The sequence below is a fragment of the Cellulomonas hominis genome (assembly GCF_901521055.1).
GTDB lineage: Bacteria > Actinomycetota > Actinomycetes > Actinomycetales > Cellulomonadaceae > Cellulomonas > Cellulomonas endometrii.
The window spans coordinates 1-5,396 of sequence record NZ_CABEGA010000097.1; the positions used below are offsets into that span (position 1 = coordinate 1).

The 5,396-nt window shown below is 73.1% G+C and carries 5 protein-coding genes; 2 read left to right on the forward strand and 3 right to left on the reverse strand.

Features of this window, described 5'->3' with window-relative positions; genetic code table 11:
- Positions 1 to 187: 187 nt before the first annotated feature.
- Together xylA and xylB are read left to right on the forward strand one after the other, a co-directional pair.
- On the forward strand, positions 188 to 1,375 hold the full coding sequence (xylA, locus tag KJP73_RS18930; RefSeq protein WP_213284433.1) for a xylose isomerase: 1,188 nt from the start codon (positions 188 to 190) through the stop codon (positions 1,373 to 1,375).
- Positions 1,376 to 1,500: 125 nt separating this feature from the next.
- The gene (xylB, locus tag KJP73_RS18935) at positions 1,501 to 2,937 is read left to right on the forward strand and encodes a xylulokinase (RefSeq protein WP_213284434.1); all 1,437 of its coding nucleotides are present in this window, start codon (positions 1,501 to 1,503) and stop codon (positions 2,935 to 2,937) included.
- 193 nt (positions 2,938 to 3,130) lie between these two features.
- On the opposite strand, the gene KJP73_RS18940 is transcribed toward xylB, so the two are convergent.
- The 3 genes from KJP73_RS18940 to lysS form a co-directional block, all read right to left on the reverse strand.
- On the reverse strand, positions 3,131 to 3,478 hold the full coding sequence (locus tag KJP73_RS18940; protein WP_213284435.1) for a histone-like nucleoid-structuring protein Lsr2: 348 nt from the start codon (positions 3,476 to 3,478) through the stop codon (positions 3,131 to 3,133).
- Between the two features lie 114 nt (positions 3,479 to 3,592).
- The gene (locus KJP73_RS18945; protein ID WP_213284436.1) at positions 3,593 to 3,769 is read right to left on the reverse strand and encodes a hypothetical protein; all 177 of its coding nucleotides are present in this window, start codon (positions 3,767 to 3,769) and stop codon (positions 3,593 to 3,595) included.
- A 66-nt stretch (positions 3,770 to 3,835) separates the two neighbouring features.
- Entirely contained in the window at positions 3,836 to 5,287 is a 1,452-nt protein-coding gene (gene lysS, locus KJP73_RS18950) for a lysine--tRNA ligase (protein ID WP_213284437.1), read from the reverse strand.
- Between the last annotated feature and the right edge of the window lie 109 nt (positions 5,288 to 5,396).

Here is a 5,396-nt window from a genome sequence, read left to right on the forward strand (position 1 = left end):
TCACGAAACTCCTCGTCGAGGTTTGTCTTGTGGATGAACTTATACGCGGCACCGGCTAGGGTCAACCGCATGCCCGAGCCCGCGACCGGTGGCACGGGGGCGGTCGCGGGCTCGGGCATGCGGTTGACCCTAGCCGGTGCCGCGTATAAGTTCATCCACAAGACAAACCTCGACGAGGAGTTTCGTGATGGCACCGACGCCCACCCGCGCAGACAAGTTCTCCTTCGGCCTCTGGACCGTGGGCTGGAACGCCCAGGACCAGTTCGGCTCCGCGAGCCGCCCGTGGCTCGACCCGGTGGAGTCCGTGCACAAGCTCGCCGAGCTCGGCGCCGCGCACGTGACGTTCCACGACGACGACGTCGTGCCGTTCGGATCCGACGCCGCCGAGCGCGACCGCATCCTCGCCCGCTTCAAGCAGGCCCTGGCCGACACCGGCGTGACCGTCGAGATGGTCACCACCAACACGTTCAGCCACCCGATCTTCAAGGACGGCGCGTTCACCTCGAACGACCGCCGCGTGCGCCGCTACGGCCTGCGCAAGGTCATCCGGAACGTCGACCTCGCCGCCGAGCTCGGCGCCGACACGTTCGTCATGTGGGGCGGCCGCGAGGGCGCGGAGTACGACTCCGCGAAGGACCTCAACGCCGCGCACGACCGGTACGCCGAGGGCATCGACACCGTCGCCGCGTACATCAAGGAGAAGGGCTACGGCCTCCGGATCGCCATCGAGCCGAAGCCGAACGAGCCCCGCGGCGACATCCTGCTCCCGACGATCGGGCACGCGCTGGCGCTCATCGCCAAGCTCGAGCACGGCGACATCGTCGGCCTGAACCCCGAGACCGGCCACGAGCAGATGGCGGGCCTGAACTACACGCAGGGCATCGCCGAGGCGCTGTGGGCCGGCAAGCTGTTCCACATCGACCTCAACGGTCAGCGGTCCATCAAGTACGACCAGGACCTCGTGTTCGGCCACGGCGACCTGTTCTCCGCGTTCGCTACCGTCGACCTCATCGAGAACGGCTTCCCGTCCGGCGGCCCGCGCTACGACGGCCCGCGCCACTTCGACTACAAGCCGTCGCGCACCGAGGACTTCGACGGCGTGTGGGAGTCGGCCCGCGCGAACATGGCCACCTACCTGATCCTCAAGGAGCGGGCGCTGGCGTTCCGCGCCGACCCCGAGGTGCAGGAGGCCCTCGAGGCGTCCGGCGTGCTCGAGCTCGCGCAGCCCACGCTCGGCGAGGGCGAGTCGCTCGCCGACCTGCTGGCCGACCGCTCCGCGTTCGAGGACTTCGACGTCGAGGGCGTCGCCCAGCGCGGCTTCGGCTTCGTCCGCCTGAACCAGCTCGCGCTGGAGCACGCGCTCGGCGCCCGCTGATCTGCAGCACCACCGCCGAGGTCGAGGGTCTCCGGCGAGGTCGAGGGTCTCCGTCCCCTGCCTCCCGTGACACCCTCGACCTCGGCGCTCTCCCCCTTCCCTGAGCAGAGCAAGGACGCATCCTCATGGCCCTCGTCGCCGGGGTGGACTCCTCCACCCAGTCCTGCAAGGTCGTCGTGCGCGACGCCGAGACCGGCGCCCTGGTGCGCTCCGGCCGCGCGTCGCACCCCGACGGCACCGAGATCGACCCGCGGCACTGGTGGGACGCCCTGCAGGTGGCGGTCCGGGACGCCGGCGGGCTCGACGACGTCGACGCGGTCGCTGTCGGCGGGCAGCAGCACGGCATGGTGACGCTCGACGACGAGGGCCGGGTCGTCCGCGACGCGCTGCTGTGGAACGACACCCGCTCCGCCCCGTCGGCGCTCGCGCTGATCGACGAGCTCGGCGGCCCCCAGGCCTGGGCGGACGCGATCGGCTCGGTCCCCGTCGCGTCCCTGACCGTCACGAAGCTGCGCTGGCTGCGCGACCACGAGCCCGACGCCGCCGCCCGGGCGGTCGCCGTGGCGCTCCCCCACGACTGGCTGACCTGGCGCCTGGCCGGGCAGGGCGAGGACGGGCGCAGCGCGGACCTGCGGCTGCTGACCACCGACCGGTCCGACGCGTCGGGCACCGGCTACTGGTCCCCGTTCACCGAGGGCTACCGCGACGACCTCCTCGAGCTCGCGCTCGGGCACGGCGCCGTCCTGCCCCGGGTCGTGGCCCCGCACGCCGTCGCGGGCCGCGTCGTCACCGACGGCCTGCTGCGCGCCGGCACGGTGCTCGGCGCGGGCGCCGGCGACAACGCCGCCGCGGCCCTCGGGCTCGGCATGGTCGCCGGCGACGTGGCGATCTCGATCGGCACCTCCGGCGTGGTGTCCGCCGTCTCCGCGACGCCCACCGCGGACGGCTCCGGGCTCGTGACGGGCTTCGCGGACGCCACCGGCGCCTACCTCCCGCTCGCGTGCACGCTCAACGCCTCCCGGGTGCTCGACGCCGCGGCGCGCATGCTCGGCGTCGACCACCGCGGGCTGTCCGAGCTGGCGCTGTCCGCCCCGGCGGGGGCCGACGGCCTGGTGCTCGTCCCGTACCTGGAGGGCGAGCGCACCCCGAACAAGCCGGACGCCACTGGGGCCCTGCACGGCATGCGGCTGGCGAACACCACGCCCGCGCACCTGGCCCGCGCGGCCGTCGAGGGCATGCTGTGCGCGCTCGCCGACGGGCTCGACGCGCTGCGCGCCCAGGGCGTGCCGGTGGAGCGGGTGTCCCTCATCGGCGGCGGGGCGCAGTCGGAGGCCGTGCGGCGGATCGCGCCCGCGGTGCTCGGCATCGACGTCACCGTCCCGACCCCCGGCGAGTACGTGGCCGACGGCGCCGCCCGGCAGGCCGCGTGGGCGCTGAGCGGGACCGAGCAGCCGCCCGCGTGGACGGCCGCCGGCGAGGCCGAGGTGCACGAGGCCGGCCCGACCCCGCACGTCCGCGAGCAGTACGCCGCCGTCCGCGACCTGACGGCCACCCGCCCCTGACGGCGGCGCCCCGGCCGCCGCGGCCGCTCCCGGCCGCCGAGGTCGTCACAACGGCACGAGGTCGTCAGTCCTGCGGGACGACCTCGTGCGGGAGTGACGACCTCGCTGGCCGCGGACGCCGCCACGGACGCAGCGGCGGACGCACGAAGGCCCGGCTCCCCTTGGGGGCCGGGCCTTCGCCGTGCCGCTCGCCTCAGCGCTGGGCGGACTCGTACGCCTCGCGGATCTCCGCCGAGATGCGGCCGCGCTCGGAGACGTCGTACCCGTTCTCCTTCGCCCAGGTGCGCACCGCACCGGCGTCGGAGGACCGGCGCGGACGGCCGGCACCGCCGCCGCTGCTGCCCCCGCGGCCCGCGGACGAACGGCCACCGACCTTGCGGGCGTGCCCGACCCAGGTGCCCAGGGCGTCACGCAGCTCGGTGGCGTGCTCGGTCGTCAGGTCGATCTCGTACGAGACCCCGTCCAGCGCGAACGTCACCGTCTCATCGGCGGCGCCGCCGTCAATGTCGTCCACGAGCAGGACCTGAACCTTCTGTGCCATTTCGCCCTCCCGAGCCGTTGGCCGCTGCCCCCTGGAATCGAGCGGCTGAATCCTGCGGTCGGGAAAAGCATCGCATCCCATTGCGCGCGCGTCAAAGCACCCGCGCCGAAATCCTCAGATTTCCGGGTTCTTCTCGGCGCTTTGTGCACGCGCCGCGTCCTCGGCATCCATACGCGCCAATGCGGCGCGTTCGGTGCGGTCGGCGTTCACGAGGGCACGGATGGCCAACCAGAAGATGAGCCCGACGCCGACGGACGGGGCCAACGCGGCGAGCGCGGGACCGATGTTCATGCGGCCCAGGGTACGCCGGTCGTCCTGGCGCAGAACGAACCGGGCAGCCCGCGGACGGGGCGTTCCTCAGGCCTGGGGCTTCACGAGGGGGAACAGGATCGTCTCGCGGATCCCGAGGCCGGTGAGCGCCATGAGCAGCCGGTCGACGCCCATGCCCATCCCGCCGGTCGGGGGCAGCGCGTACTCCACGGCCGCCAGGAAGTCCTCGTCGATCCGCATGGCCTCGTCGTCCCCGGCCGCCGCGAGCAGGGCCTGCGCCTCGAAACGCTGGCGCTGGATCACCGGGTCCACCAGCTCGGAGTACGCCGTGGCGAGCTCGAACCCGCGCACGTACAGGTCCCACTTCTCGACCTGCCCGGCGATCTCGCGGTGGTCGCGGGTCAGCGGGCTGGTCTCGACCGGGAAGTCCCGCACGAACGTGGGGGCGTGCAGGTGGTCGCCCACCAGGTGCTCCCACAGCACCTCGACGAGCTTGCCGTGGCTGACCCGCGCGGGGTCGAGGGTCACGTCGAGCCGGTCCGCGACCTTCTGCAGCTGCTCGACCGTGGTCTGCGGCGTGATCTCCTCGCCGAGCGCCTCCGACAGCGACCCGTACATGGTCAGCTGCGTCCAGTCACCGCCGACCTCGTACTCGGTGCCGTCCGCGAGCGTCAGCGTCGTGGTGCCCAGCACGTCCTGCGCGGCCGTCTGCACGAGGTCCTGCGTGAGGGCGGCCATGGTGTCGTAGTCGCCGTAGGCCTCGTACGCCTCGAGCATCGCGAACTCCGGCGAGTGCGACGAGTCCGCGCCCTCGTTGCGGAAGTTCCGGTTGATCTCGAAGACGCGCTCCAGGCCGCCGACGGCCGCGCGCTTGAGGAACAGCTCCGGCGCGATCCGCAGGTACAGGTCCATGTCGAACGCGTTCATGTGCGTGACGAACGGCCGGGCGGCGGCGCCACCGGGCTGGGTCTGCAGCATCGGCGTCTCGACCTCGAGGTAGCCGCGGCGGTGGAAGTTCTCGCGCAGCGACCGGACCACTCCGGCGCGCAGCCGGACCGCGTCGCGGGCCGCCGGCCGCACGATGAGGTCGACGTACCGCTGGCGGACGCGGACCTCCTCGGAGAGCTCGGGGGCCTCCTCGTCGCCGCGCGCGTACAGGTTCGGCAGCGGGCGCAGCGACTTGGCGGCGAGCTGCCAGGCGTCGGCCATCACGGAGAGCTCGCCCCGGCGGGACGCCACGACGCGGCCGTGCACGAACAGGTGGTCGCCGAGGTCGACGTCCGCCTTGAACGCGGCCAGGCGGTCCTCGCCGACGGCTCCGAGGCTGAGCATCGCCTGCAGGCGGTTGCCCTCGCCGTCCTGGAGCGTGGCGAAGCAGAGCTTGCCGGTGTTGCGCAGGAACACGACGCGGCCGGCGACGCCGACCTCGTCCTGGGTCTCCTCGCCGGGCTCGAGGTCCGGGTGGGCGGCGCGGACGTCGGCGATCGTGTGCGTGCGCGGCACGCCCACGGGGTACGGCTCGACGCCCTCGGCCAGCATGCGGTCGCGCTTCTCGCGCCGGACCCGGAGCTGCTCGGGGACTGTCTCTTCTACACAGCTGACGCTGCCGACGCAGGCCTCGGAGGAGTTCGGTGGGGCGCCGGTGCGG